Consider the following 1,261-nt stretch of genomic DNA (forward strand, 5'->3'; position numbering starts at 1 on the left):
TGTAATCTCACCCATCTTAGGCACACTCAAAAGTAGAGTTTTTTGTTAATAATTTATTGTTGTCATTGTTAAAATTTTGTTGGAATGTGGGAAACTCGTTGGCCTTTGCTTGGACAAGTTTTCCATATTTCAATAAAAAATCCCTTGGTGTGAGGTATTGCAATGATTTGTGAGGACGCTCATTGTTATACATCCACATCCAGATTTCCGAATAGTTTCTCATTTGCTTGATGTTCTCAAAAAGATAAACGTCTAAAAATTCTGTCCGAAAAGTTCGGTTGAATCTTTCTACCAGTGAGTTTTGCGTTGGTTTTCCGGGCTGAATATAATGAAGAACAATTTCATTCTTGCCACACCAATCTTTTAATTTTTCTGCAATGAACTCCGGACCGTTATCCACTCTTATTTTTTCAGGTTTCCCACGCCAGTCGATCAGTTGTTCCAGTTGCGAAACTACTTTTGCTGATGGTAAACTGGTATCAATGGTAATATTTAAAATTTCTCTGTTAAAATCATCAATGATATTAAGGCTTCTCACGCTTTTACCGCATTCCAAAGTGTCGTGCATAAAATCCATACTCCAAGTAACATTAGGATAAATCGGGCGAAGTAAGGGCTCTTTAATCCTTGCCGGAAGGCGTTTTTTCCTTTTGCTTCTCAAATTCAGCTTCATCGATTTATAAATTCTGTAAACCCGTTTGTGATTCCATCTAAAACCCAAGTTTCTCAAACGGTGGTGCATCGTCCAAAATCCCCAGGTCTGGTGCTGGTTTGCAAGCAAAACCAGTTCCTCCCGAATCTTGTCGTCTTCATTGTTCGTCTTCTTTTTGTAGTAAAACACAGAACTGCATATGATAAAAAGTTTACACGCATTCCGAGTGCTTATTCCGTGTTCTGATTTGGAATAAACAACCAGTTCCCGCTTCTCAGAAGGTGTTAAAACTTTTTTGCAATCACATCTTTCATGACCACATTTTCCAGGGTAAGTTCCGCTACAATTTTTTTATACTGCGAAAGCTCCTTTTCCAGTTCCTTCATCTTAGAGAGTTGCTGCACATCCAATCCTCCATATTTACTTTTCCACTTGTAAAATGTCGGCTGGCTGATGCCGTGTTCGCGGCAAATCTCATTTACTGTTTTTCCTTGATTTTGTTCAGATAAAATCTTGATGATCTGAACTTCTGAAAATTTACTGTTTTTCATAGTCTTCCAAATTTAAAAACTATATTTTTAAATGTTCTTATTTTTGGGGAAGATTACA

At 37.1% G+C, this 1,261-nt stretch carries 1 pseudogene; it reads right to left on the minus strand.

Annotated elements, in window-relative coordinates:
- Window positions 1-127: 127 nt before the first annotated feature.
- Window positions 128-1,203: pseudogene (locus QWY78_RS09245) on the minus strand (IS3 family transposase); the annotation flags it as partial.
- Window positions 1,204-1,261 lie beyond the last annotated feature (58 nt).

It is taken from the genome of Kaistella yonginensis (assembly GCF_030409525.1).
Classification (GTDB): Bacteria; Bacteroidota; Bacteroidia; order Flavobacteriales; family Weeksellaceae; genus Kaistella; species Kaistella yonginensis.